The organism is Streptomyces sp. NPDC000594, from assembly GCF_040299965.1.
In the GTDB taxonomy this organism is placed as follows: domain Bacteria; phylum Actinomycetota; class Actinomycetes; order Streptomycetales; family Streptomycetaceae; genus Streptomyces.
The window spans coordinates 1-25964 of the sequence record NZ_JBEPCY010000019.1; the positions used below are offsets into that span (position 1 = coordinate 1).

The 25964-nt window shown below is 72.5% G+C and carries 21 protein-coding genes; 13 read left to right on the forward strand and 8 right to left on the reverse strand.

Annotated features, from left to right (window positions below):
* Positions 1–274: 274 nt before the first annotated feature.
* Positions 275–706: a hypothetical protein gene (locus ABT354_RS23980; RefSeq protein WP_351497148.1), complete on the forward strand. Its 432-nt coding sequence runs from the start codon at positions 275–277 to the stop codon at positions 704–706.
* Here ABT354_RS23980 and ABT354_RS23985 read toward each other — a convergent pair.
* Entirely contained in the window at positions 687–1289 is a 603-nt protein-coding gene (locus tag ABT354_RS23985) for an nSTAND1 domain-containing NTPase (RefSeq protein WP_351497150.1), read from the reverse strand. The two genes, ABT354_RS23980 and ABT354_RS23985, sit on opposite strands and share 20 nt — an antisense overlap.
* A gap of 727 nt (positions 1290–2016) precedes the next feature.
* On the opposite strand from ABT354_RS23985, the gene ABT354_RS23990 reads away from it, so the two are divergent.
* From ABT354_RS23990 to ABT354_RS24025, 8 genes are all read left to right on the forward strand, one after another.
* Positions 2017–2760 carry a MerR family transcriptional regulator gene (locus tag ABT354_RS23990; RefSeq protein ID WP_351497152.1) on the forward strand — a complete coding sequence of 248 codons (744 nt, stop codon included), beginning with the start codon at positions 2017–2019 and terminating at the stop codon, positions 2758–2760.
* A gap of 214 nt (positions 2761–2974) precedes the next feature.
* On the forward strand, positions 2975–4471 hold the full coding sequence (locus ABT354_RS23995; protein WP_351497154.1) for a SagB family peptide dehydrogenase: 1497 nt from the start codon (positions 2975–2977) through the stop codon (positions 4469–4471).
* Complete coding sequence (locus ABT354_RS24000; RefSeq protein WP_351497156.1) at positions 4468–5277, forward strand: HlyD family efflux transporter periplasmic adaptor subunit; 810 nt, start codon at positions 4468–4470, stop codon at positions 5275–5277. Before ABT354_RS23995 ends, ABT354_RS24000 begins: the two co-directional genes overlap by 4 nt.
* The gene (locus tag ABT354_RS24005; RefSeq protein WP_351497158.1) at positions 5274–7481 is read left to right on the forward strand and encodes an NHLP family bacteriocin export ABC transporter peptidase/permease/ATPase subunit; all 2208 of its coding nucleotides are present in this window, start codon (positions 5274–5276) and stop codon (positions 7479–7481) included. The genes ABT354_RS24000 and ABT354_RS24005 overlap by 4 nt, the downstream gene beginning before the upstream one ends.
* Positions 7478–10576 (forward strand): ATP-binding cassette domain-containing protein, encoded by a 3099-nt coding sequence (locus ABT354_RS24010; protein ID WP_351497160.1) that lies wholly within the window; start codon positions 7478–7480, stop codon positions 10574–10576. Before ABT354_RS24005 ends, ABT354_RS24010 begins: the two co-directional genes overlap by 4 nt.
* Positions 10577–10594: 18 nt before the next feature.
* Positions 10595–10951, forward strand: a complete 357-nt coding sequence (locus ABT354_RS24015) for a hypothetical protein (RefSeq protein ID WP_351497162.1) — start codon at positions 10595–10597, stop codon at positions 10949–10951.
* Positions 10952–11736: 785 nt separating this feature from the next.
* Complete coding sequence (locus tag ABT354_RS24020; protein WP_351497164.1) at positions 11737–12858, forward strand: LLM class flavin-dependent oxidoreductase; 1122 nt, start codon at positions 11737–11739, stop codon at positions 12856–12858.
* Between the two features lie 15 nt (positions 12859–12873).
* On the forward strand, positions 12874–14343 hold the full coding sequence (locus tag ABT354_RS24025; protein ID WP_351497166.1) for an NtaA/DmoA family FMN-dependent monooxygenase: 1470 nt from the start codon (positions 12874–12876) through the stop codon (positions 14341–14343).
* Here the strand turns inward: ABT354_RS24025 and ABT354_RS24030 are convergent.
* The 6 genes from ABT354_RS24030 to ABT354_RS24055 form a co-directional block, all read right to left on the reverse strand.
* Entirely contained in the window at positions 14334–15002 is a 669-nt protein-coding gene (locus ABT354_RS24030; RefSeq protein ID WP_351497168.1) for a hypothetical protein, read from the reverse strand. The genes ABT354_RS24025 and ABT354_RS24030 overlap by 10 nt on opposite strands.
* Positions 15002–16423, reverse strand: coding sequence for a phenylacetate--CoA ligase family protein (locus ABT354_RS24035; RefSeq protein ID WP_351497170.1), 1422 nt, complete (start codon positions 16421–16423; stop codon positions 15002–15004). Before ABT354_RS24035 ends, ABT354_RS24030 begins: the two co-directional genes overlap by 1 nt.
* A gap of 442 nt (positions 16424–16865) precedes the next feature.
* Positions 16866–17762, reverse strand: coding sequence for an SDR family NAD(P)-dependent oxidoreductase (locus ABT354_RS24040; RefSeq protein WP_351497172.1), 897 nt, complete (start codon positions 17760–17762; stop codon positions 16866–16868).
* A gap of 3 nt (positions 17763–17765) precedes the next feature.
* Complete coding sequence (locus ABT354_RS24045; protein WP_351497174.1) at positions 17766–18350, reverse strand: TetR/AcrR family transcriptional regulator; 585 nt, start codon at positions 18348–18350, stop codon at positions 17766–17768.
* Positions 18351–18419: 69 nt separating this feature from the next.
* On the reverse strand, positions 18420–19043 hold the full coding sequence (locus tag ABT354_RS24050) for a TIGR03086 family metal-binding protein (RefSeq protein WP_351497176.1): 624 nt from the start codon (positions 19041–19043) through the stop codon (positions 18420–18422).
* Between the two features lie 89 nt (positions 19044–19132).
* The gene (locus ABT354_RS24055) at positions 19133–21982 is read right to left on the reverse strand and encodes an AAA family ATPase (protein WP_351497178.1); all 2850 of its coding nucleotides are present in this window, start codon (positions 21980–21982) and stop codon (positions 19133–19135) included.
* A 146-nt stretch (positions 21983–22128) separates the two neighbouring features.
* Between ABT354_RS24055 and ABT354_RS24060 the strand changes: the two genes are divergently transcribed.
* Both ABT354_RS24060 and ABT354_RS24065 read left to right on the forward strand, forming a co-directional pair.
* A complete protein-coding gene (locus ABT354_RS24060; protein ID WP_351497180.1) occupies positions 22129–22872 on the forward strand; it encodes a hypothetical protein in 744 nt (247 codons plus the stop codon).
* Between the two features lie 346 nt (positions 22873–23218).
* The gene (locus tag ABT354_RS24065) at positions 23219–23917 is read left to right on the forward strand and encodes a hypothetical protein (protein WP_351497181.1); all 699 of its coding nucleotides are present in this window, start codon (positions 23219–23221) and stop codon (positions 23915–23917) included.
* A gap of 148 nt (positions 23918–24065) precedes the next feature.
* On the opposite strand, the gene ABT354_RS24070 is transcribed toward ABT354_RS24065, so the two are convergent.
* On the reverse strand, positions 24066–24479 hold the full coding sequence (locus ABT354_RS24070; RefSeq protein WP_351497183.1) for a nuclear transport factor 2 family protein: 414 nt from the start codon (positions 24477–24479) through the stop codon (positions 24066–24068).
* Positions 24480–24550: 71 nt separating this feature from the next.
* Between ABT354_RS24070 and ABT354_RS24075 the strand changes: the two genes are divergently transcribed.
* A complete protein-coding gene (locus tag ABT354_RS24075) occupies positions 24551–25144 on the forward strand; it encodes a PadR family transcriptional regulator (protein ID WP_351497185.1) in 594 nt (197 codons plus the stop codon).
* Positions 25141–25929 carry an SGNH/GDSL hydrolase family protein gene (locus ABT354_RS24080; protein WP_351497188.1) on the forward strand — a complete coding sequence of 263 codons (789 nt, stop codon included), beginning with the start codon at positions 25141–25143 and terminating at the stop codon, positions 25927–25929. The genes ABT354_RS24075 and ABT354_RS24080 overlap by 4 nt, the downstream gene beginning before the upstream one ends.
* The last annotated feature ends 35 nt before the right edge of the window (positions 25930–25964 follow it).

Consider the following 25964-nt stretch of genomic DNA (forward strand, 5'->3'; position numbering starts at 1 on the left):
CACAGAACACGCCACCACCAGGAAGCACCACCCCACACCACACACAAGCCGAAACAGCACCGCCGAACAGACTGCCCACCCGCCACCACCCGGCAACGCGATGCTCGGGCGGTGTCACTGCCGGGGATCGGGTCGACTATGGACTCTCCGTGCGCATTGAGTGACACTGTGTAAGCTGAATTGCACTATCCGGCGCTGGACAAGGCTCACCGCACGCCGTGCACTGCGGCGGGGCGGGACTCTTCATCCCGCCGGATCGACAACTGGGGGAATCATGCGCAAATCACAGTACGGCTGTCTGGCGGCCCTGACCCTGACCGCTGCGGCTGTGCTAGCTCCGAGTTCGGCAACCGCCGATGCCGCCGCACTCGCCAATCCCACCAGCCCTTTCCGCATCGAGTACGGGGCCACATGGAGTGAGGGAACCGTCACGTGGAACAACCGCTCGGTCCGAGTCGTCGGGAAGAACAAGTCCGTATCGGCGGCCAGTGATGCCACCTGCCGGACCACGTATGTCTACACCCTGAAGGGGAACAAAGACATTCTCAGCGGCGGAGTCGGCCGCCCGTATGCCTGTGGCAACACCAAGTCATACGACTTCACTGTTTCTGCGGATGTACGCGGCGGCGCCGCGTACATCAGGGTCTGTCTCGATGACGGGAACCTCAGGGACCTCAAGTGCGAGCTCATCGCCAGGCCCTCGTGAGCATCTGAGCTGAGGCCAGCCGTACGCCCGGGGATGAGCTGTCCCGTTCGCAGCCGGAGGTGCGCAGGTCCCAGCGTTCGATCCGGGCGGGCTCCACGACCACCAGGCTCCGCCCGTCGGACGTCAGATGGCGCGAGCCCGCATCGGATCCGATCCCGGGTATCTCCAGGGTGTTCCGTTCGGGCTGGGTCACGGCGCCCAGCAGCGCGGGGCGGGTCTCGGTGGCGTCGGCGATCCGCCAGGCGGCGATGGACAGCCGTACAGCCAGGCGTGGATCGCTGTGGCGCAGGCCCTCGGCGACCTTCGCGACCCGGCGGGCCTCGGCCTCGGTGAGCAGCCGGTGGGCCCTCAGCCGGGCGCGGTCGGCCCTCACCCAGGCGGTGATCAGGGCCTCGTGGGCGAGGTCGACGGTGTCGTCGTCGAGGGTGAGCAGCCGGGCGCGGGCCAGGTCGTCCACGACGAGTGCGATCTCGGTGGGGTCGCGAAGCCGAGTTCGGCGCGTCCGATTGGTCAATCGTTCGGTTTCCGCCGCCGGATCGCCCATCACCTCGGCGGTGAAGGCCTCCCGTTGTGCGGGCGGCATGATCGGGTCCTCCGACCCGACACCGGCCCCTACCAGGCAGCGAATGCATCGTCAGGTTGTCAGCCGGGTGCGCGACCGTGCGGGTGGTGGCCGTCGTCAGGTGACGGGGCGGTCATGGGCGTTGCGCCCGCTCGGGGTGGTGTTCGCCGATGGGAGACGGGGGTCTGTCCCGGCCAGCGTGCACGGCGTGGTCCGGGCGGTGAGGGCGCCTGGGTGGGTGCGGGTCGGTGGGGTAGTGGAGGCAACCCCGGGGGCGGTTGTTCTCTCTTTCCGGGCGGCGTGGACCGCAGGTGGACGTGGTGTCGAACCACGGGAGAGTGAGAGCGAATTGAGAAAACGGAAGGCGGCTGCCGGGTTCGCGGGAGTCGTGACGGCGCCGCGCTCGGACGGCTCCTGCTGGAACTCCTCTGCCACAGCGAGTGCCCGGTCGGCTCTCCGCGCCTGAAGCAGACGTACCGCCGCATCGCACGCACGGTGACCGGGGGCGGCGGGGACGCCGTGATCTTCGCGGCGGAAGCAGGGTGGTGCGGTTCCGCCGGCCGGACGGGCCGGGCCGTGCCGCCGGGTGCGGGCCCGGCCCGTACACCCTTCGGTGCCGTGTCGCGGCACGGCCCTTCCCCCGGACACACCGCACGCCCTTTCGCGGCGCGGTGCGCCCATCTCCTAACAGATCAGCACGGCGGCACCGCCCTCATGGCCCCGGTGACGGCCCTCGGAAGGACACACCATGACATCGAGCCCCCTGACCCTGACGAGCCCGGATCGTCCGGCCGCCCGGTACACCGTGGAGGAACTCTCGCGGATCGTCGGCATGTCGCCGAGGAACGTCCGGGCGCATCAGTCGCGCAAGCTGTTGCAGCCGCCGGTCCGCAGGGGGCGGGTCGGCTACTACGACGACACACATGTGCGCCGGCTGGAACACATCGTCTCGCTGCAGCGGCAGGGCTTCAACCTGGTGTCGATCGGCGCCATCCTCGGTGCGGAGGGCCGTGACGACGACCGGGCGAAGCTCACGGCCGCCCTCCAGCGCATGATCCGGGAACGGCCCGGTGTCTTCCACTCGCTCAACCGGCACGGCGTGGTCGGCTGGGACGAGGAGGGCGCCGTGCGCATCGCCCGGCCGGGCGTTCTGCGTCCTGCTCTCGACCTTGTCCGGGCCGGGGTCCCCGCAGCGGTCACGTTGCAGTGTCTGGCGAGGCTGCTGGACCGGATCGACGGCACGGCGGCCGAGCTCGTCAGGGTCGTCGGCTCCGACATCCTCTCGCTCGGCCTTCCCGGCCACCAGCGGAACGCGGTCGCGGGGATCGACGACGACAGCACCGGCGCCTTCACCCAGGGGTTGGTGGAGCTGCTGGCGAGTGCCTTCCGTGCGGCTGCCGAGAACCACGGGCGGGAGCTGGCCGTGGAGCTGCTGGCGAGCAGTTGCGGGGCGCCCTGGGTCGAGGAATCCGTCGTCGTCGAGAACGGATGAGCAGGCCGATGACACGGTTTCGTGCCACGGTCGCCGCGGTGTCGGGCACGGGATCGATCCATTCGCCGAGGACCGGGCCCGGCCGTCCTACGGTCGTTGGCGGCCGGCCCCCGCACGGACACCGCGGGGCCGATGGCCGGCCCCTCCTGCCGCCGCGCGCCGCACACCCCGATCGGCCCACCCGCCCGTCCCCGTACCAGGATCGTGAAATCCGATGACACACACGTCCCCGTTCCCGGGCGCCGGCAAGGTCGAGAGCTATCGGCTGCGCTCGGACGCACGGTTGACCCAGGAGCCGGGCGGGTCGCTGGTGCTGGAGCAGTCCCGGTACCGGCTGCGTCTCGCGGACCCGGAGGCGGGCCGGCGCGCACTTCTGCTGCGGATGGCCGAGGGCTGGCTGAGCGACCTCCAGATGGCCCGGCTCGTCGCGGGCCCGGAGGGCGACAGCCAGCTCCTTCCGGCTCATGTCCTGGTACGCCGTCTGCTGTCGCACTGCTGGCTGGAGCGCCGTGTCTCCGCCGGGGCGCGGGCCCTGCTGGATGTGGTGCCCCGGGGGATCGGGGCGCGGAGCAGCCCCGTCCGGCGGCCGCACGGCGACGGAGTGGTCCACCGGCTGTCCCGTTTCGCGGTGCTGCGCACCGATCGGGGCCGGATGCTGGCCCATTCGCCGCTGAGCACCGTCGCCATCGGCTGTACCCACCCTCAGCTGGGCGCCGTTCTGGTGGCGGCCGCCGCGGACGGGGTCGGCCGGCTGGACGTGGCCAAGGCTCTGGAGGTGGACGAGTCCATCGCCGGGTATGTGCTCGACGAGCTGCTCTCCGCCCGGGTGCTGGTGACGTCCGAGGAGGCCGAGGCGGAGGTCGGGACCGCGCCGATGGGTCTGTGGTCCCCGGAGGAGCTGTGGCTGCACGACCGGACGCGGCCCCAGCACCACGCGGCGCCGATCGGTGCCACGCATCGCTTCCGCGGCGTCCTGGAGCCGGAGCCGGAGCCGGGGCCCGGGCCGGAGGAGGAGTCCGGGCCCGCGTGGCCCGGCGGGCGTCGGACGGTCGCGCTGCCCCGGCCCGCGCCGCAGCCGGCCGGAGTGGCACCGGCTTCGCTGGCCGGTGTCATGGCGCGCCGCCGCAGTATCCGCCGCCATGACGACGAGCGGCCGATCACGGCGGCCGGGCTGGCCGAGTTCCTGTACCGGGTCCAGCGGCTGGGCCCCGCCGCCGACGGTGGCGCGGCGGGCCCGGAGGGCGGCAGGCGCCCGTACCCGGGGGCGGGTGGGCTCGGCGAGCTGGAGATCTATCCGCTGGTCTCGCGCTGTGCCGGGCTGGAGAGCGGGCTCTACCACTACGACTCGGCGCGGCACCGGCTGGCGGCCGTCGCCGCCACGGGGCCCGAGACCGCGAAGATGCTGTCGTTCGCGCGGGCCACGGCCGCCATGCCGGCCCCGCCCCAGGTGCTGTTCGTGATCACCGCGCGGATCGGGCGTCTGATGTGGAGGTACGAAGGCATTCCGTACGCCCTGGCGCTCAAGGACGCCGGAATCCTGACCGCGTGGATGTACCTGGTCGCCACCGACATGGGTCTGGCGCCCTGCGCGCTGGGGGCGGGGGACGTCGCGTCGTTCGCCGCGCTGTCGGGACTGGACACGCTGGTCGAGCCCGCCATCGCCGAGTTCACCCTCGGTTCCTGCCCGCCCGACTGCGAGGAGCAGCCTTGAGATTCCGCAAGCAGGCCCTTCGAAAGCTCGAATCGCCCGAGCAACTCGACGAGGTCGCCCGGCTGACCTCCATGCACACCTGGCTGACGACGGTGGCGCTGCTGGTCGTGGTGGTCTCCCTCGGTGTCTGGTCGGCGTTCGCCACCGTACCGAAGACCGTTGACGCCCCCGGGGTGCTCACCCATGCCGCGGGGGCCGTGACCCTGGACGCCGCGCGGCAGGGGCAGGTGGCGTCGGTTCTGGTGGCCCCGAACCAGCGGGTCGGCCGGAAGCAGCCGCTCTACACGCTGGTCGGCCGGAACGGTGTGACGGAGACGGTCACGGCGCCGTGGACCGCGCATGTGGTCAGTGTGCGGATCTCCGAGGGGGAGATGCTGCTGCCCGGGAGCAAGGTGGCCGTGCTGGAGCGGTTGGAGACGCCCGGTGACCCGTTGGAGGCGATGGTCTATGTCCCGGTGGCGCATGCCCCGCTGCTCCGTGTCGGCATGCCGGTACGGCTGTCGGCGGCGGTGGCGCCGGTGAATGTCTTCGGCACGCTGTCCGGGACGGTCTCGGCCGTCGGCTCGGTGCCGGAGACGGAGGAGTCGCTGCATGCCCTCCTCGGTGCGGACCGCGATGTGACGCCGTTCCTCAGTTCCGGTTCGGTGGTCGCCGTGACGGTGCGCCTCACCCCTGACGCCGCGTCCCCGAGTGGTCTGAAGTGGTCGCGCTCCGCGCCGTCCTTCGAGCTGAACGCGCAGAGCGCGGTGACGGCGACCCTGACCGTGGCCCGGGAGCGCCCGCTGGACTGGTTGGTGAAGCGATGAGCCCTGCCCTGCCCGGGACGGCCTTCCGCAGGCGGGCCCCGGGCCGCCCGGCCGCCAAGCGGGTGCGTACCCCCACGGTGATCCAGATGGAGGCCACCGAGTGCGGGGCGGCCTCGCTGGGGATCGTTCTGGCCCACTACGGGCGTCATGTCCCGCTCGAAGAGCTGAGGCAGGCCTGCGGGGTGAGCCGGGACGGGTCCACGGCCGCGAGTGTCGCCAAGGCGGCGCGGCGGTACGGGCTGAGTGCGCGCGGGCGGCAGAGTCCGGTCGCGGACCTGGGCTCGGTGCGGCTGCCGGCCATTCTGTACTGGAATTTCGAGCATTTCCTGGTGCTGGAGGGTCTGGGGCGCAGGGTGGGGCTGAACGATCCGGCCACCGGTCCCCGTACGGTGAGCTGGGACGAGTTCGACGAGGCGTATACGGGCATTCTGATCGCGGTGGAGCCGGGTCCGGGGTTCGAGCGCGGGGGGCAGCCGTTCAGCCTGGTCCGTACCTTGCGTGAGCGGTGGCGCAACCTCGGTTCGGTCGTGCCGCAGACCGCGATCCTCGGGCTTCTCGTCGCTCTGGTGGGCATCGCGGTGCCCGCTCTCACCCGGGTCTTCGTCGACCGTGTGCTGCTCGGCTCGGAGTCGGCCACCTCTGTCGCGCTGGTCGTGGCGATGGCCGTGGCCACGGTGATCACCTTTGTGGCCGCATGGCTCCAGCAGCGGCTGCTGGTGCGTGCCGAGACCGCGGTGGCGCTCGGCAGCGCGGCCCGTCTGGTGCGGCACATGCTCCGGTTGCCGCTGGGCTTCTTCAACCAGCGGATGGCGGCCGATCTGGCGCGGCGGGTCCGTACCAACGACATGGTGGCCGACCTCTTCACCCGGCGTCTGGCGTCCACCGCGGTGGACATGGCGCTGGCTCTGTCCTATGCCGCGCTGCTGTGCCAGTACGACCTGGTGCTGGGGGTGTGCGCGTTGTTCTTCTCCGGGCTCAATGTGGTGGTGCTGCGCTGGCTGTCGGCCATCCGCGCGACCGCGTTCGCGGGTCTGCAGGCCGAGCGCGGGCGGCTCTTCGCCACGGTCCACACCACCATCTCGATGATCGAGACCGTGAAGGCCAGTGGGCAGGAGGAGTTGAGCTACCAGCAGTTCGCCGCGCGGCAGGCGGCGGTGACCACGGGGCAGCAGCGGGCGGGCGTGCCCGCCGCCGTGGTGGCGGCGGTGCCCGCGCTGCTGGCCGCGCTGAACACCGCGGTGCTGATCGCCGTGGGCAGTCATCTGGTGCTGACGGGCACCCTGACCGTCGGAGTGCTGGTCGCCATGCAGGGCCTGGCCGTCGCGATGAACCGGCCCGTCACCAGTCTCACCACGGTCAGTGCCCAGGTGGAGGAGATCGGCGCGGATCTCCAGCGTCTTCAGGACGTGGAGCGCTATCCGCTGCCGCCCGCACCCGCCGCCTGTGCCGCGCCCGCGCCGCTGGAGGGCCATGTGGTGCTCGACCGGGTCACCTTCGGCCACAACCCGCTGGTTCCTCCTCTCCTGCAGGACTTCTCGCTGGAGCTGCCCCCCGGGGCGCGGATCGCGCTCGTCGGCGGCTCCGGCAGCGGGAAGTCCACCGTGGGCCGGCTCCTCGCCGGGCTGCACCAGCCCTGGAGCGGGCGGATCACCGTCGACGGGCGCGAGTCGCACACGCTCGACCCCGGGCTGTGGGCCGCGACCATGGCGATGGTCGACCAGGACAGAATCATGTTCGAGGGTACGGTCCGGGACAACATCACCCTGTGGGATCCGACGGTCCCCGACGAGGATGTCGTGCAGGCGCTCAAGGACGCCTGTATCCATCAGGAGGTGGCCGCCCGGCCCGGTGGTCTGGCCAGCCCGGTGCACGAGGGCGGACGGAACTTCTCCGGCGGCCAGCGCCAGCGTCTGGAGATCGCCCGCGCCCTGGTCCGTAACCCCCGGCTGCTCATCCTGGACGAGGCGACCAGTGCCCTGGACACCGAGACGGAGCGGCTGATCGACTCCAACCTGCGCCGGCGCGGCGCCACCTGTCTCATCGTGGCCCACCGGCTGTCCACCATCCGCGACTGCGACCAGATCGTCGTACTGCGGCACGGGCGGGAGGTCGAACGCGGGACGCACGACGTACTGATGGAACGCGACGGTTCGTACGCGGCACTCATCCGGCACCAGGCGAAGGCCGCGGGGGAGAACACATGAGCGGCACCACGGTCGTGTCCGAGGAGTGGGAGCTGCTCGCCGGGCTGGCGGCCCCCGCCTCCACCGCGACCCGTCGCATCGACGGGCGGCACACCGTCCACCTGGTCGAGGGCGCGCCGGCGGACATCTTCGCGAGCCGTCTCGTGGCGGACGGCGACGCCTCCCGGCAGCACTTCGTCGCGCGGTGCCCCGTCCACAGTGCGATTCCGTCCTCGACGGCGACCGGCGAGTGGCAGCTCACCGTGGTGCCGCTGCCCGGCGGGCGTCTGCGGGACATCGACCACGACCGGCTCTCCCGGCTGGTGCGCCGGGTCCGGCCCGGGGAGCCGGACGGGGGCAGGCCCGGGGAGCCGGACGGCGGTGGGCCGGCCGGTCGTGACGACCGGATCGCCGATGTGATCAGCGACGCCCTCGACCGGGCGCTCCAGGCCGTATCGGACGCCGTACGCACCACCGCCGCCCCGCGCGACGCCGAGGTCCTGCGTTCCCGGCGGATCGTCCCGCTCGCTCGCGGCCGTACGGTCGTCGGCGGCGGGCGGCCGTGCTGGATCCGGTTGGCGGACGGCCGCATGAGCAAGAACGGTCTGGACGGCCACCTGGTGAGCGCCGGGCGCGAGGCGCTCTTCCTCGGTCTCCAGGACTGGACGCGTGCGGAGTCGGACTGTGTGATCGAGCTGCTGAACACTCCGGACCTGCTGCGCTCCGGGGCCCTCTTCGAAGCGGTCGACCAGCAGATGGCCCATCTGGTGCGGTCGCTCGGCGCCCGCGCTCTGGCGGCCGACAGCGCGTTTCTGCGCGCCCTGGACATCCGCAAGCGCGCCGCCGAACAGATGGTGGCGACGAGCGCGCGGCGGGCCCTGGGCGTGCTCGGCTCGAACAGCGACCGCGGCGGGCGGCTCGGGGCCGACGGCGCCCAGGACGCGCGGGCCTGGGCGGTGGAGACCTTGCGGGTGGTGACCGAGGGCGCGGGTGTCGCTGTGGCCGAGCCGCCCACTCATGCGCCGGTGACCGGCGGTCATGGTGACGAGCTGCGGGCGGTCGCCCAGAGTTCGGGGCTCCATCTGCGTCAGGTCCGGCTGTCCGCGAAGTGGTGGCGCAACAATGCCGGGCCGCTGATCGGCTGGCGTCCGGACCCGTCGGTGGGTCCGGACGCCGGCGGCGACGCGGCCGCCGGGGAGGCCGGGGAGGCCGGCGCGATCCCGGTGCCGCTGCTGTTCGCCCGCGGCCGGTACTGGATGGTCGACCCGCACACCCGGGCGCGCGCACCGGTGGACCGCAGGCGCGCGGGCGCCCTCGGCCGGAACGCCACCCTGGCCCAGCTGCCGCTGCCCGCCGGCACCGGCCTGTGGCAACTGCTGCGCCGGGGCGCCTTCGGCACCGCGGCGGAGCTGCGTTCCATGCTGGTCACGGGAGTCGCCGTGGCGTTGCTGAGCCTGGCCACCCCGCTCCTCATCGGCCGGGTGCTCGGCTCCCTGACCTCCGAAGGCCCCAGGGACCTGCCCTGGGTCACCGGGCTGTATCTGGTGAGCGCCGTCGCGGCGGCGCTGTTCACCGCGCTCCTCAATCTGCACGCGCTGCGGCTGGAGGACCGGCTGGAGTCGGGGATCCAGCTCGCGCTGTGGGACCGGCTGATGCGGCTGCCGTCCGACTTCTTCACCCAGACCACCAGTGGTGTCCTGGCCAGCAAGATGCTGGGCACCGCCCACGCCCGCCAGGCCCTGAACGGCCTGGTGACCAGGACCTTCCTCGCCCTGCTGACCGCGGTGGCCGGGCTGGGCCTGACGCTGGCGATCAACCCCGTCCTCGGTCTGTACACCCTGCTCCTGCTGGCGGCGACCAGCGGCCTGGGGGTCCTGTTCGGTGTGGTGGTGATCCGCCGTCAGCGCCAGGCCCTGCCCGCCGAGCATCACGCCGCCGCGGTGACCAACGAGATCTTCGGCGGCATCATGAAGATCAGGCTGGCCGCCGCCGAGAACGCCATGTTCAGCCGCTGGGCGCAGGCCACCGTCGTGGCCCGGGACCGGCTGCAACGGGTGCACCGGGTACAGGGCACCCTGACCGCGGTCGCCGTCACGGTCCCCGTCGCCGGACAGCTGTTGCTCTTCGCCCTGCTGGCCGGCCCCTTGCGGGGGCAGGTACCGGTGAGCGGTTTCTTCCTGCTCAACGCGGCCTTCGCCCTCCAGCTCCAGTCCATGATCCTCCTGGTGACCAGCGGGGCCGAGTTCGTCGCCGTACTGCCCCGTCTGCACGGCCTCGCCGAGGTGCTGACCGCGCGGACCGAGCGCGAGCCCGGTCAGGTCCAGCCGCTGGAGCTGCGCGGCGAGATCGAGATCGTCAACGCGACCTTCGGCTATCCGGGGACGGACACCCCGGTGCTCGACAAGGTGACGCTGCACGCCCGGCCCGGCCAGTTCGTGGCGATCGTCGGCCCCAGCGGCTCCGGCAAGTCCACCCTGCTGCGGCTGCTGCTCGGCTTCGAGCGCCCGCGCAGCGGCTCCGTGCTCTACGACGGGCAGGACCTCGCCGGGCTCGATGTACGGGCCCTGCGCCGCCAGTGCGGTGTGGTCCTCCAGGACGGGCGGCTCTTCAGCGGCACCATCCGGGAGAACATCTGCGGTGCCCGGCCCTACTCCATCGAGCAGGTGTGGGCGGCGGCCGCCATGGCGGGGCTCGACGAGGACATCCGCAGGATGCCCATGGCGCTCAACAGCCTGCTGTCCTTCGGCGGCGGCGCGCTCTCCGTCGGCCAGCGGCAGCGCGTCCTCATCGCACGGGCGTTGATCTCCAAACCGCGCGTCCTCTTCTTCGACGAGGCGACCAGCGCGCTCGACAACCACACCCAGGAGATCGTCACCGCGAGCACCCGGCAGCTCGCCGCGACGCGGATCGTCATCGCGCACCGGCTCTCCACCGTGATCAACGCGGACGTCATCCTGGTCATGGACCAGGGCCGGATCGTCCAGAGCGGCACCTATGACGAGTTGCTCGCGGACACCGGTGGGCTGTTCCACCGGCTCGCCCGGCGCCAGCTGTGGGCGCAGCCCGCGTCTCCGAGCGGTGTCGCCCCCTCCCCCGTCCCCTCCCCCGTTCCCTGACCGAAAGCGAAGGTCCGCATGATGGATGAAGCAGAGCGCAGGGATTTCGCGGCGCGCTACCACGCGCTGATCGCGGCCACCTGGTCGGATCCCGGCAAGGAGCGGATGCTGCTCCGCGATCCCGGGTCCCTGCTCGCCGAACACGGTATCGAGGTGCCGGCGGGCACCGTCATCGAGGTGGTCCGCGACCGGCCGGTGACCTCCGCGACCCTGGACTCCCAGCTCCGGGCCTGGGAGGCGGTCGCCGGGGGCGGCGCCCTCAGGCTTCTGGCGCCCCACCCGGAGCCGTTCGAGGCGGCCGACCTCACCGAGGAGGAGCTGGACTCCCTGGTGGCCGGCGTCGGCCACCCCTTCCTGCGGGACGTTCCCCGCTGAACGCCGCCGTACCGCGCTGAACACCGCTGAACACCGTCGTACCCCGGCCGTCCGCAACCGCGGCAGGCCGGCGCACCAGAGGAGAAGGACCATGAACGAGGAAGACGAGACCTACGCCGCCGATCTCTCGGACGACGACCTCCAGGCACTCGTGGCGGGGCTCAGGGGCCTGTCCGCCACGTCCGGCGAGTAGGCGCCGCACCACTCGGGGCCCGGGGACCGCGAACGACAGAACGGCCGTGCCGCCAGGCGGCACGGCCGTTCCTCGTACCCGAGGCCCGAAACGGAAATGGTCGTGCACCGGCGGCGGGTGCCGTCGGTGCACGACCAAGGGGAGTATTACGGTCAGAAGATTTCCAGGCCGCCCGAAATCGCCTCCAGGTCCTCGTCCTCGACCTCCGTGGCGATCTCCTGGGACGCGGTCTCCGGCGTGTTCTTCTGGATGTCGCTCATATCTTTCTCCCTGTCGAGGAACGAGCATGCTGGAATTCCGGTGAATCAGCACTCGGGTGGTTGGGGACGATTCGAATCTAGGGGTGTCCCGAAGTGGCCGACAAGCCCTTTCCGCGGGTTGCTCCATTGCCTGCACGGCCATGTCCCGACCGTTTCACCGATCCGTGTCATGACCCGGGTCACCCCGGACGGATGCGCTGCCCTTCTTCCGGAATGCCCGGTCGGCCGGCGCACCCGGCCTAGGCTGCGGAGCCGGTGGCATGCCCCGGCCGACGGGGCGCCCGTCCATCAACCACCACCCCCTGATTCCCTCTTCGAGAGGAGTTCCCCGCGTGTTCCTCGGCATGGCCATCGACGCGACCGGCTGCCATCCGGACTCCCGGCGGCATTTCCCCGGCGACCCGCTGGATCCCGAGCACCCGCGACGGCTCGCGCGGGAGGCCGAACGCGGTGGTCTCGATTTCGTGACGCTGGACGACTCCATGGCACTGCCGGAGGGGTCCCCCGCCGCCCTGGGGCGCCCGGACGCGCTGACCGTGCTCGCCGGAATCGCTCCGCTGACCAGCACCATCGGCCTGCTGGCCACGGTGACGACGACCTACTGCGAACCCTTCCATGTCTCCAGGGCACTGGCCACGCTCGACCACATCAGCCGGGGTCGGGCCGGCTGGCGCCCGCGTGTCGCCGCCACGGCGGCGGAGGCCGCGCACTTCGGGCCCGAACCCCTGGCCGGGGCGGACGAACTCCACGCCGAGCAGGACGAGTTCACCGAGGTGGTCATCAAGCTCTGGGACAGCTGGGAGGACGGTGCGGAGATCAGGGATGTGGCCACCGGGCGCTTCCTGGACCGGTCCAGGCTGCGCCGCGTCGAACACGCCGGAGAGCATTTCCGTGTCCAGGGCCCGGCGAACGTACCGCGGCCGCCGCAGGGCCATCCCGTCCTCGCGGTCGGCTTCGACCCGCGCGCGCACCGGGCCCCCGCGCCCGAGGCCGACCTGGTCCTCGTCGAGGTGGCGGATGCCCGGGAGGCCCGAGCGCGGGTCGGAGCGCACACCCGGGTCATCGGCGAGCTGGAGGTGCTGTTCTCCGGCGACCACGGCGTGTCCGACTGGAGCGGTCCCGCCGAGGGTGCCGGGCGGCGCCGCGCCGGGTTCGCCGGAACGCCGGGCGAACTCGCCCGGCTCCTCGGTGATCTGTGGGAATCCGGGGACGTCGACGGATTCCATCTGCGTCCCGCGTTCCTGCCCACCACACTGTCCCGGTTCACCGCGGAGGTCGTCCCGGTCCTGCGTCAGCGGTCCCGGCTCCGCCCGTACCCGTACTCGTACCCGTACCCGTACCCGGAAACGGCCCTCGGCCCGTACCCGGAGACGACCCCGCACCCGTCCGCGGAAACGACCCTGCGCGCGCGGCTCGGCCTGCCCGCCAGCGCCCCGAACGTCCTCTCGGCCTGAAAGGCGGCCCCCTCGATGACCAGACCCGTCAAGCAGGTGCACCTCGCCGCGCTCTTCCCCGTCAACCAGATGACGGCCTGGCGCGACGCGCGCGCCGGGAGCCAGGTCGACTTCGCCTCGTACTCCCATCTGGCCCGTACCGCGGAGCGGGGCAGGTTCGACGCCTTCCTCCTCGCCGACTTCCCGCGCCTGGTGGAGCATCGCGGCCGGATCTCCGACATCGGGGTCGCCGGTCAGCTGGACCAGATCACCGTACTGTCGGCGCTGGCGTCGGTGACGGACCGGATAGGGCTGGCCGCCACCGTGAACACCACCTTCAACGAACCCTTCGACGTGGCCCGCAAGCTGGCCACCCTGGATCACCTCTCCGGTGGCCGGTGCGGCTGGAACGTCGTGACCACGCCGGATCCCTGGACGGGCGAGAACTTCCGCCGCGGCGGCTACCTCCCGTACCCGGACCGCTATCTGAGGGCGGCGGAGTTCGTCGATGTCGCCAGGACCCTCTGGGGCGGATGGGGGCCGCGCGGTGCGGCCCGGTTCCGCCACGAGGGGCCGCATTTCCGCATCGGCGGACGGTTCACCGTCCCGACCAGCCCGCAGGTCCATCCCCTCACCATCCAGGCGGGGGATTCCGAGCAGGGCCGGGAGTTCGCGGCCGCGACGGCCGAGATGATCTACAGCCGTCATCTGGGGGCGGCCGGCCGGGCCTTCCACGCGGACATCAAGCGGCGTGTGGCGCGCCACGGTCGTGACCCCGGGCATGTGAAGATCATGCCCGGGGTGTCGTTCGTCCTCGGCGGCTGCGACGAGGAGGCCAGGGCGAACGCCGTGCTCGCGCAGCGCCGGGCGGTGAGCCCTCAGCTCGCCATCTGGTATCTGGAGCGGGTCTGGGGACGCGATCTGTCGGCGTACGACCCCGAGGGGCCGCTGCCGGGCATCGACCCCGACCCCGACGCTGCGGCGCCCGGGTGGCCGGGGCTGGCCGACGCCGCGGTGCGCTCGCGCCGGGCGGAGAAGTGGCGGGCCCTCGCCACCGAGCGGAAGCTGAGCATCCGGGAGCTGGTGATGAAGCTGACCGCGGGCCGGCCCTTCATCGGCACGCCCGCCCGGGTGGCCGAGCAGATGAACGACTACGTCCAGTCGGACGGCGCCGACGGGTTCGTCCTGGTGCCCCGGTACGCCCCCGGCGGGCTGGACGAGTTCGTCGACCGGGTGGTGCCCGAGCTTCAGGACCGCGGTGTTCTGCGTACCGAGTACTCCAGCCGTACCCTGCGGGGGCACTTCGGGCTCCCGGCGCCCGCCGGGCATCGGTCCGGCGGTGTCCTGTCGGCCATCCGGGGGGCGGAGCGTCCGCCGGCGCGGGGCGGGGTCACGGTGGGGGTGCCCCGGATCGCGGCCGGGGCCGCCTCGGGCGGGCCGTCCGCCGTGTCGCCGCCGGCCTTGGCGCAGTCGGCCTTGGCGCAGCCGGCCGGCCGTCAGGCCTGACGGGGGTCGGTGGCTCGTCCACGGAGGCCGGCGTCGCCGCCCGGTGACGCGACCGTGGCGGCCGGGCGATGGGCGGCCGACGGCTCGTGTACGGCGACTCCGTCGGGGAGGTGGTCACGGGGATCGGTCTGCCCCGTGAGCAGGAACGTGCGGAAGAGGCCGCCGGGTTGCGCCCACTGAACGGCGGTGACGTGCGGGTTCGCCATGAGGACCGGGCATTCCACCCGCTGCCAGGTGTTTCCCCTCCGGACGGCGTCACCGAAGACGATCCGGACCTCGCCCCGCGCGGCCTCGGAGAATCCCACGGAGGCGCGGCGCCAGAAGGCGGCGGCCCTTTCGGAGTAGTCGTGGTAGTACGGGGTGGGCAGGCCCAGCTCTTCGATGAGCATCATCATCGTCCGCCCGCCGTACTTCTCGGCCGTGGCCTTCGCCGCCGCTTCGACCGATTTCCCCCGGTGGGTACCGCTGTAGTACCACAGGGCCGTGGGGTCGCCGCGTTCCACGGCGCACCGCATCTGTTCTCTCGTCACCCATCGGGAGACGATGTCGGTCTGCCCGGGAAGGACGACGCCGCCGCCGTTGGTCGGCCCCTCGTGAGCGAAGGGAACCGACTCCCCGACCGGCTCGGCCCGCAGGACCAGGGTGTCACCGGGGGCCACTACAGGTAGGCCGAACGTTCGGGAGAGTCCGGCAGCGGCAAGTGCTGCACCACGGGGTTGCGCTTGCCGCTCGCGGTGAACCGGAAGGGGTGCCGCGGCCGGTGGCACAGGCGGAAGCCCTGCCTGGCGCCGAAGTGCGCGTCGAGCCTTCTGTTCACATCGCGTACGCAGGCCTCGGCGGCTTCCGCCGGTCCGACGGTCACGAGATCGAGCGTGCCCGGTTCGTGCTGGACGACCTGGAAGTCCGGCAGGCCGGCCTCGGCCAGCGCGGCGAGCAGCGCGTAGGGCGAGTAGAGCGTTCCGTCGAGGCCGACCAGGCTGCTGCGGGCCCGGCCCTGGAGGGCGTCCGTCACCGTTCCCGGGAGTCCGCAGTCGCAGGTGGTGGGCCGGGGCGCGAGGTCGCCCGTGAGGTAGCGGATGATCGGCATGGGGGTGGAGAGCAGGGATGTCAGGACGACGGCGCCCACCGCGTCGTCGCCGGTCGGTTCGTCGCCGGTGGCTCGGTCGCGGGCCGGTTCGTCGCCGGTCGCCTCGGCTCCGGTCGCCCCGTCTCCGGCCGGCGCGATCTCGGGCAGGACGAGGTCGTCCTGGAAGTGCATCCGCCGCCGCCCGCATTCGTAGGCGGCGTATCCGGTCTCCGACGTCGCGTACAGCATGGTCACGGGAGTGCCGAACGCCTCCTCGATGATGCGGCGGCCGCTGTCGGGCATGTGTTCGTGGCCGGCGACGACGCCGTGCGGGCGCAGGGTGATGCCCCGGCTCAGGCAGAACCGGGCCAGGGCGATGACGCGGCTGGAGGAGCCGGTGATCGCGTCGACCGGGAAACGCCCGACCACGGCCTCGTAGTCGGCGACGATGTCGGGCGCGTCGGGGTCGTAGCCGCGCAGGTTGCACTTGATGTACGGGCGGGGCAGCATCATCGGCTCAAGGAGTTGGGTGCCGGGGAAGAGCAGCCCCAGGTTGAGCACGGTCCCGGTGTCCGGGAGGCCGAGGTGAGCGCTGAAGCGCTCGCGGATCACCTGGTTCGAGAGGCTGCCGGTCCCCGCGGTGGACAGCAGGGTGACGGGCTGGCCGGTGCTGCCGCTGGTCCGGGCGAGGAAGAAGCGGCCGGGCTCCATCAGGCCCGTCGCGTCGCGGCTGATGAAGTCGAGGCCGTGCGCGCTCAGATCCTCCTTGCGGGTCAGGGGGAAGTCGCCCAGGCCCAGCCGTTCGCGGCCGTGCAGCGCGCGGTAGTACGGGACCCGCCGCACGGCTGTGGTCAGCAGGTGGTCGAGGCGCTCGCGCCCCCGGTCGGGGGAGTACGGGGTCAGGTTCTCGATCTCCTGGCGCTTCTCCCGGAACCAGGCGGACGACGCCTTGCGGGTGGTGCGCTCGCGCAGCTCATGGAATGCGTGCGCCAGATCGCTCGGCGGGTTCGGCACAGGTCCTCCTTGCGGACGTGGGCCGGGTGCCGGCGGTGTGTGCGCCGGCACCCGGCCCGGACGGACGTCAGATGCGTTCGAGGCCGCCGGGGGACGGCCTTCGGATCCTCGTCGCCGACCTCGATGCCGAATTCGTCCGACGTGGTGGCCGTTTCGGCCTTCCGGATCTCGCTCACGAATGCTCCGGGCGGGGTGGCCGGTGAATTCCCATGGAATCCGTTCGGGTGTGTGCCATTCCGGCCCGTTGGAGTGTCGTCTCGCGGTCGAGACGATTCGAGGCTAGGGCGCCGTACGCAATGCCGACAAGAATTCTCTGATGCTTGCTCAGGAATGTGTACGGACGGGCCCGGAGTGTTTCACCGATCCGTGTCATCGCCGTCGCCGTCGCTGTGTCTGTGTCTGTGCCGGTGCCGGTCCTGGGCGGGCGGGCGCGCCGCGTGGGCTAGCGGGGTGCGGCCGGGAGGGGGAAGCTGCGGCGCAGCAGGGCGTCGAAGGCGGCGTCGGGGAGGAGGCGGCGGGCGGTCATCACGGTGCGGGCCATGGCTCCGATCGCGTAGCGGGCGCGGGGGCGGGGGGTGGTGGCGGCCCGGACGATGACCTTGGTCGCGGCTTCGGCGGGTACGGCGCCGCCCCGGCGGGTGAAGGTCTTGTTGGCGTACAGGTCGGCCAGTTCGTCGCGGAAGGTGTCGTACGGGTGGTCGCCGGTGGTGGAGGCGTGCATGGTGCCGACGGCGGTGCCGGCGAAGTCCGTGATGGTGGGGCCCGGCTGGACCACCACGACCTTGACGCCGAAGGGGGCGACCTCCAGGCGCAGCGAGTCGCTGATCGCCTCCAGTGCGTGTTTGGTGGAGTGGTAGAAGCCGCCGCCCGGTGGGGAGAACCGTCCGCCCATGGAGGAGATGTTGACGATCCGTCCGGTGCGGGCGGCGCGCATGGCGGGCAGGACGAGTTGGGTGAGACGGACCGGGCCGAAGACATTGGTCTCGAACTGGGCCCTCATCTCCTGGGGGCCGGCGATTTCGACGGGCAGGTGGAGGCCGTAGGCGGCGTTGTTGACCAGGATGCCGACCGCGCCGTGGTCCTGCTCGACCCGGGTCACCGCGGCTGTCATCGACTCCTCGTCGGTGACGTCCAGGGCCAGGGTGGTCATGCCCTCGGCGGCCAGTTCCGCGAGATCGCCGGGGCGGCGGGCGGTGGCGTAGACGGGGTGGCCGAGCCGGTGCAGGGCCAGGGCGGTCTGGCGTCCCATGCCGGAGGAGCAGCCGGTGATGAGAACGGGGCTGGACGAGGGTGCGCTGGAACGCGTTTCATGCCGTTTGCCCGCTGCGCGAGTGGTCATGGTTCACGTCTTCCGGTGGAGGAGGTCCCAGACGGCCGACTCGGCGCCCGCCAGGGCCTGGGGTGACAGGTCGGTGACGAGCTGGGGGCGGATGCTCTTGAGCAGTCCGCCGAAGGCGCCGAGGGCGAGCGCGACCAGGACGGGGGCGTCGCCCTCACGGATCTCGCCCGCGCGCTGGCCGCGTTCGATGAAGTCCGCTGCGAAGGTGTCGATCTCGGCGGCCAGGGCGCGGCTCTCGGTGTCGAGGAAGGTGTCGTGCTGCTGGTGTTCCAGGAAGGCGAAGGCGGCCGGATGGGCCCCGGCGAAGCGGGTGAAGCCCTGCCAGATCTGTGCGAACTCCTCCCGGGAGGAGGTGGTGGGCTGCGCGGTGGCCGCGGTCAGCCCGGCGAGCAGGCCGCCCTTGGCGTGCCGGAAGGCGGCGTTGCCGAGGATCTCCTTGCTGGCGTAGTAGCGGTAGATGCTGCCCACCCCGACCTGCGCGTGGTGCGCCACGGCGGGCATCTGCGTTCCCTCGTAGGTGCGTTCGGCGAAGAGGGACAGGGCGGAGTCGAGGAGCCGGGAAGCGAGATCGGCGGAGGCTTGGGGCACGGAATGAATATTCATTCCGGAGGGATGGGCTGTCAAGACCTCGCCCGGGCAGGGGTCAATGGCGCGGGGTCAGTGCGCGGTCCAGTCGGGGGCGCGGCCGCTCACGGCGACCACGCGGTCGAGCAGCGGGGCGTCCGGGGCGACCGGGACGGGTGGGCCGAAGTTGGTGCCGCGCAGCGGGTCGTCGGGGCCGGCCGAGGCCAGGAGTTCGTACGCCACCCGCAGGCTCGCCTCCGGCAGGCTGTAGGGCTGCCCGGTGGCGCGGGCGAGGTCCCAGCCGTGGACGACCAGTTCGTTCAGGGCGATCTGGCCCGCGACCTGGGCGGGCAGGGTGATGCCCCCGGCGCGGGTGGTGCCCTCCCAGGCCTCCGGAGCGGCCCAGGCGGTCGCCAGTTCCCCGAGGTGCTCCGGGAGCACCGTGCGCCAGTCGTCGTCCAGTACCGGCAGGGCGGAGGCGGGCGGGGTGTCCGTGGTGGAGCCCAGATTCTTCAGCGCGGCGTCCCGGAAGGCCGCCGACAGTCCGGTCAGATGGCCGAGCAGCCCCCGTACCGTGTAGTCCGGGCAGGGTGTCGGCTCCCCGAGCTGCCCGTCCGCCACACCGTCGAGCAGGCGGGCCACGGCGGCGGCGGGGGGCCGGAGGTCGGGCAGGGGGTGCGGGGAGTCCGGGGACGGGTTCCGTACGGTCGATTCCATGCGCTGATCACTTCCCGGCCGGGGGGACTCCTCACCGGGTGCCCTTCCGTGTGGCCCGTTCGGGGGTAGGAACCCGCTGCCGGATGTTGTCAGCCATCGGGTGCTCCCCCGGTGGGCGGGGCCGTCAGCACCGTCGCCAGCTGGGAGCGGCCCGTCACCCCCGTCTTGCGGTAGACCCGGTGGAGGTGGTTGTCGACGGTGCGGACCGTGACGCCGAGCCAGGCCGCGATCTGTCTGCTGGTGTGGCCGGCGGCGGCGAGGCGGGCCACATCGCGTTCGCGTTCGGTCAGTCCCGGTGTCCAGCAGGCGAGGACCGCGGGGGTCATCGTCCCTTCGCAGGCCAGGGTGAGGCGGTGGCAGAGGTCTGCGGCCCGCTGGGCGCGGGTGTCCGCTCCCCGGCGGGACCACAGCCCGGCCGCCTGTGCGGTGGCCTCGGCCGCGTGCAGGCGCATCCCGGTGGCGTCGAATCCGGCGGCGGCCCGCTCCAGGGCGGGTGCGTCCTGTGCTGCCAGCGCGGCGGCGTGCTCGGCGTACAGGGCCAGATGCGGTGCCTCGCCGCCGGCGGCGAGAGCGGCGAGGCGGGTGGCGGTCCCCGCGGGCCGGCCGAGGCGGACCGGGAGGTGCAGCAGCTCCGCCTCCCAGAGCGGAGTCGCCTGTTCCCGTGCGCCCTGGGCGGCGAGCAGGGCCTGGCGGGCGGCGTCGGCCGGGCGGCCCCGGGCGGCCAGGATCCAGGGCCGGGCCATGCGCAGCGACGGGGTGTGGAAGCAGCGGTAGGACTCCACCCGGGCGAGGTGCGCCCGGTCGAGCAGCGATTCGGCGCCCGCGGTGTCACCCAGCTGTGCCTCGACCACGGCCCATTCGCCGAGCATGAGCCCCAGCTGTCCCCAGGTGCTGTCGTCCCGCAGGACGGCGCAGGCGTCCCGCATGTGTTTCCGGGCGGTGTGCAGGGCGCCCCGGCGGGCGGCGACCCTGCCGAGGTAGAACTGCCAGGCGCCCTGGGTGGCGACCCAGCCGGACTCGCGGGCCCGCCGGTACTCGGTGGCCGCCGTGGTGCCCGCTTCGTCCAGCTGTCCCGCGTAGGCCTGGACGGTGACCAGCCAGCTCATCAGTCCGGCGCCCAGCATCGGGATGTCGTCCTCGCCGGGCAGCCGGAGCGCCGATTTGAGGAGGGTGAGGGCGGACGTCGTCCTGCCGTGGCAGAACGCGTGGACCCAGGCCGCGTACTGGAGCCGGACCCGGGTGCCCGGGCCGGGCCGGGGTCGGCGGCCGGCCCGTTCGACGGCGGCGGTGTACCCGGGCCAGTCGGCCTGCACGGCGAGCAGAAGGGCCTGGAGCGCGGCCAGCTCCGCGCGGGCCTCCTCGTCGTGCAGCGCCTCCTCGCCCCGGCGCAGCAGGTCCACGGCGTCGGTGGGGCGGTCGAGGGTCAGATACATATTGGCTGCCCGTAACTGAACCGAACGCAACTGCTCCCGTTCGGGGAGGACGCTTTGCGGCAGGCCGCGGTGGATCTGTTCGGCCTCGACGCCGTGGCCGCCGTGGCCGAGGGCGACGGCGAGGACGCGGCGGGCCGGGGTGCCGCCGCCGGCCGCGCACGCGGCCTGGGCCAGCTCGGCGGCGAGGGTGAAGTCCATCGTCAGGACGGCGTGGTCGGCGGCGGAGAGCAGCAGGGCGGGGTCGGAGTGGTCGCCGGACGCGAGTCGCCAGCCGCCGATCCGGGCGGGGTCGGCCCGGCGGCGCATGCCGGTGCGCTGGAGGGCGTCGGCGAGTTCGCGGCAGTGGCGGCGGCGTCGGTGGGCGGGCATCCGGCGGCGGAGCACTTCGCCGTAGAGGGGGTGGGCGAGGCGGATCCGGGCGCGGCGGCCGTTGTTCTCGCCGGTGGCGAGGGAGTGGTGGTGGAGTTCGTCCAGGACGGCGGGGCCGACGAGGTGTTCGAGTTCGGTGGAGCCGAGGGGTTCGCCGAGTGCCAGAAGCTCGGCGGCGCGCCGGACGGCGGGACGGAGGCGGCCGATGCGCCGTTCGACGAGGGCGGTCAGCTCGGTGCCGGGGTCGAGGGGGCCGGTGCACTGCCAGACTCCGGCGGTGTCGGTGAGGGTTCCGGCGGCGGTGCCCGCCTCCACGAGCTGCTGGAGCCAGAGGACGTTGCCCCCGCTGTGCTGCCACAGCAGATGGGTGGTGGAGGTTTCCACCGGGCCGCCCAGGGCCCGTTCGAGCAGCAGGCCGATCGAGCCGGCGGTGAGGGGTGGCAGTTCCCATCGGCGGGCGTAGCCGCTGCGGGTCATCGTGTCGACGGCGTCGGGCAGCGGGGCGCCCGAGCGGGCGGTGAGCACGATGCGCAGGGTCCGGCGGACGGCCAGGTGGAGGAGGAGGGCGGCGGATCCCTCGTCGAGGAGTTGGGCGTCGTCCACCTGGAGTACGGGAATCGTGGCGGCCGGAGCCATGGCGCCATGGTCCGGGGCGTACGGGGGGTACGGATCCGGGTCCGGGGCGTCCGGGTCGAGGTCCGGGGCCGGAACCTTCGGGTCCGGGGCGTTACGGTCCGGGTCGTTCGGGTCCGGGGTGGACGCGGCTGTGAGGAGTCCGTCGGCGAGGACTCGGAGCAGATTGGAGCGCCCGCCGGAGGGCGGGAGAGTGGCCGGCAGCAGATGAGCCAGGGCGCCGAAGGGGATGCGCCGGGTGCTCTCGGTGGCCGGGGCGGTCAGCACCCGTGCGGTGGGGCGGGCGGGTCCCGCGAGGAGTTCCCGGACGAGCCGTGTCTTGCCGACCCCTGCCGGTCCGGTCAGCAGCAGGACGCGGGGCCCCGGGCCGGTCAGCAACGACGCCAGCCCGGTGAGGGTCTCCTCCCGGCCGGTGAAGGGCCAGGCGTGGGCGGAGGTGGGCCTTCCGGTGAGGGGCCGCCGACTGCCGTCCGGTGCGACGGAGTCTCCTGTGCGGTTCCGCATGGCGGCCCCTTCCCTGAACGGCGGCGCGAGGGAGCCGCCGTGGGTCTGAGTACCAGATTACTCACGACATGACGCTGCGTCAGGCATACGTTCTCATCGGTGCCGGAGCCACCTCCGGCCCACCGGAGGAGAACGGAGGAGGCACTGTGCGCAGCAGGCGAAGAAGGGGCCGGGCGGCCGGGTCCGCCGTGCTCGGGTCCGTCCCGGCCCGGCTGATATCGGCGGTCACCGTACTGGCCGGGGTCCTGGCCGGAACCCTGGTCACGGGGCCGCCCGCAGCGGCGGCCGATCTGCCGTACGGCCCGTACACCTGCGTGAACGGCTTTGTGTGGCGGGAGGCGTTCCCGGGCGACCAGGTCTGTGTGACACCGGCGGTCCGTGGTCAGGGCTGGTCGGAGAACGCGCTGGGGCCGTCGCGCCGGGAGCCGAACGGTGGTCCGTACGGGCCGGACACCTGCAAGCAGGGGTTCGTCTGGCGGGAGGCCCGCCCGTCGGACCGTGTCTGTGTCCCGCCGGCCAGCCGTGACCAGGCCCGTACCGACAATGCGAACGCCCCCTGGCGGCTGGTCGACCCCGGAGCGACGCCCCGGGGCGGGGTCTCCGTGACCACCACACCGCACCAGCTCGGCGGCTGGTTGTACGCCACGGGCGGCGGGGTCAGTCCCTATGGGGCGGTGCGGTTCTCCGCGGTCGGTATCAACACCGTCGGGCCGTATTCGCTCGGGGTGCTGACGGCCACTCCGTCCGGGACGCTGCCGGGGTGGCAGTACGTGGCGGATGTGCGCTGCCGGGGCGGGCAGACGGGGCCGGCGACGATCGTGGTCCTCGATCAGAGTTCGGGGCTGGTCACCACGGCCGGGACCACGGACGCGTTCCGGCGCTGCGGCTGACGGCGCGGGAGCGCTCCGGCTGACGGTGCCGGGGCGCTGCGGCGGGCACGGGCGGCTCACCGGGCGGACACGGGGCCGCTCCGGCGGGGGCCGGGTCCACAGCGGTCAACGGTGACACCCCCTGGGTCGCACGGCCGATCGAAGCGACCGTTGGCGCTTGATCGCGAGAAACATCCCGTACTGGTTTCGATCCGGGTTCGCTGCGGATCGTCAGGCGGCGGCAGCCGGGGGAACCGCTCTCCGCGCGCCGTGGCCCAGCGGTGGCGGCCCGGTCTCCCGGAGCCGCCGAACCTCGCGGGGACCTCCGGACGGCCGGTTCCCGCCCTTGCCTCACCGAGGAGAGCCCATGCGTCTTCGAACCTTCCGGACCTCGGCCGTCGGCGCCATCGCGCTGTTCGCCGTGATCTTCGGTACTCAGCCGGGCGTGGCGGACAGCGCCCCGTCCGCCGCCAACCCGTCGATCGTGCATCAGGTACCGAATGTGCCGCTCACGGTCGACGGCAGGTCGGTGGATCCGCAGAGCATCACCCAGTACAACGGCCGCCCTCTCTACATGGCGGCGGTTCCGGACGGGGGCCGGAAGGTGCGCCTGGCCACCTTCACCGAGCGCGATGCCTTTGAGCGCTTCGTGAGAGAGAACGACGGGCCGGCGCGGGCACTGGCCAAGCCCCGGGAGATGAATCCGGAGCAGGCTGTGACCGGCAGGGCCGCGACTCCGGGCAAGCCGAACGCGCCGAAGGCGGGCCCGCCCGGCTACAACGCGTTCATCTTCGACAACATCGACTACGGGGACGGCCGGCTCTCGGTGTCGACGGGGTACGGGTACTCGGATCTGACCCGGGTCAGTCTCTGCTACTACTGGCCCTTCTGCACCGACTGGAACGACAGGGCGTCATCCGCCGTCGCCGACACACCGCAGGGGCAGATGCTCTGGGAGCACATCCACTGGGGCGGATCCGCGCTCTGGATCTCCAGCCGTGCCTGGATACGCGATCTCGGCGCCTACGGGTGGATGGACCGGACCTCGTCCTTCGCCGCGTACTAGAGGTTCCCGGGACCGCTGACCGGTCCTGAGTCCTGAGTCCTGAGGACCACCCACGGGCCCGCTGGGGCGGGGCACTTGCCCTCCAGCGGGCCCGACCCGTGTCCCGACCCGTGTCCCGGCCCGTGGTCCCGACCCGTGGTCCCGGCGGTCAGGCCGTCCCGGACGCTTCGGACGCTTCGGACGCTTCGGCGCGGATACGGGGGAACTGGGCGCCCATCGCGGCGGCCAGCGCCTCGGCCCCGGACAGGGGGCGGACCATGACCATGAAGTCGTCGATCAGGCCCTGGTCGTCGGTGTGGAGGAAATCGCAGCCGGTGATCTCGCGGTCGCCGACCCGGGCCGTGAAGACCAGGGCGTGGTCACGGCCGTCGGCGCCGGTGATCTCGCGGATGTAGCGGAAGTCCTCGAACACCCGGGAGACACCGCGCAGGATCGCGGCGGTCAGGGCCTTGCCCGGGTAGGGGCGGAAGGTCACCGGGCTGGTGAACACGACATCGTCGGCGAGGAGGGCCTCCATGGCCTCGTGGTCGCCCGCTTCCACCGCGCTGCGGAACGGATGCATCCCCAACACCTCTTATTCAACTCGTTGAATAGGTGCGGGTGATACTAGTCGCATCGTTGTACGGTGTCTCCATGTCACTGAAGTACGCGGTCCTCGCCGCTCTCCTCGAAGGCGAGTCCTCCGGCTACGACCTGGCCAAGATCTTCGATGTGTCGGTGTCGAACTTCTGGGCGGCCACGCCCCAGCAGCTCTACCGCGAGCTGGAACGCCTGGCGGAGGCCGGACTCGTCCACGCACGGGTCGTCCCGCAGGAACGGCGGCCGAACAAGCGGATGTTCACCCTCTCCGACACCGGCCGTCAGGACCTGGCCGGCTTCACCGCGCGGCAGCCGAAGCCCACCGCCACCCGGGACGAACTCATGGTGAAGGTCCAGGCCCTCGAAGCGGGTGACCCCGGTGCCGTACGGGCGCACATCGAGGAACGGATGGTGTGGGCGCAGGGCAGACTCGCCCGGTACGAACGCGTACGCCGGCACCTCCTCGGCGGGCTCGGGGAGGACGAGTTCCTGCGCGACGGCGACCGCGTCGGCCCGTACCTCACCCTGCTGCGCGGCATCGCCTTCGAGGAGGAGAACCTGCGCTGGGGCCGGCGCGCCCTGGAGATCCTGGAACACCGCACCGCATCGGCCGAAAGCGGGCAGCGGGACCGGCGGGAGCCGTCGTGACCCGGTATCTGCGGTACGTCGCCCTCGGCGACAGCCAGACCGAAGGCGTCGGCGACGGGGACGACAGCACCGGTCTGCGGGGCTGGGCCGACCGGCTCGCCGAGCATCTCGCCCTGGCCTCACCCGGCGTGCGGTACGCCAATCTCGCCGTCCGGGGCCGGCGCGCCGCCCAGGTGCACACCGGGCAGCTGGCACCCGCCCTCGCCCTGCGCCCCGACCTGGCCACCGTGGTCGCGGGTGTCAACGACCTGCTGCGCCCCCGCTTCGACCCGGACGGGACCGCCGGTCATCTGGAGGCGATGTTCGCCGCGCTCACCGCCGCCGGGGCCCAGGTCGCCACGCTCACCTTCCCCGACATCACCCGTGTCATCCCGCTCGCACGGCCCGCCCGCCCCCGGATCGAAGCGCTCAACCAGCGCATCCGCGACGCCGCGTACCGCCATGGGGTCACCGTCGCCGAGACCTCCGGCCACGCCGCCGTCACCGACCCCCGGCTCTGGAGCGCCGACCGCCTGCACGCGGGCCCCCTCGGCCATGAACGTATCGCCGCGGCCATGGCCCACGCCCTTGGCCTGCCCGGCAGCGACGACACCTGGACCCTCCCGCTGACCGCCCCGGGCCCGGGTGCGGCGGGCCCGTCGCCGGGGTGGCACACCGCCGCGGCCGAGGCGCGCTGGGCGGCCCGGCACCTCGGTCCCTGGGCCGGCAGACGGCTGCGCGGGCGCTCCTCCGGCGACAACCGCACCGCCAAGCGCCCGCACCTCACCGCCGTACACCCGCTCTGAGCTTGTCTTCCATGGTCCGGGTCGGTTTCGTTCAA